Origin of the sequence: Cognatundibacterium luofuense, from assembly GCF_018139685.1 — a bacterium.
Lineage (GTDB): Bacteria > Pseudomonadota > Gammaproteobacteria > Burkholderiales > Burkholderiaceae_D > Undibacterium > Undibacterium luofuense.
Genome location: NZ_JAGSPN010000139.1, coordinates 1 through 461, shown reverse-complemented (window position 1 = coordinate 461; position 461 = coordinate 1). Strand labels below are relative to the sequence as shown.

Annotated in this window: 1 protein-coding gene; it reads left to right on the top strand. The window is 52.9% G+C overall.

The annotated features are described in order from the left end of the window. The coding region (locus KDM89_RS19705) for a glucokinase (RefSeq protein ID WP_212689587.1) at positions 1-461 on the top strand (461 nt) is incomplete at both ends.

Sequence of the window (461 nt, the reverse complement as noted above, 5' to 3'; positions counted from 1 at the left end):
ATGTCACTTATTCACCTGTTGATAAGCTGGAGACCAGGATACTGGAGCGCATCTGGCGCGATTTTCCTCATGTTTCTGCTGAGCGCCTGATCTCTGGTATGGGCATAGAACTGTTGTATCGTGTGATCGCTGAATTGAGTGAGGTGGAACTGAACATGCCGTTGAGCGCCGCGGAGATCAGTCAGCATGCATTGGATGGCAGTTGCGCACTATCTCATCAGACGATGTCGCTGTTCTGCGCTATGCTGGGTACGGTCGCAGGTAATCTGGCGATGACGCTGGGTGCGGGTGGCGGGATCTATATAGGCGGTGGCATCGTACCCCGGCTGGGTGATTTTTTTATACAGTCTGCCTTCCGTCAGCGCTTTGAAGCCAAGGGTCGCTTTTCTGCATTTTTGGCTCAGATTCCGACTTTCCTGATTACGGCACAATATCCCGCCTTTCTGGGCGTGGCAGCGATA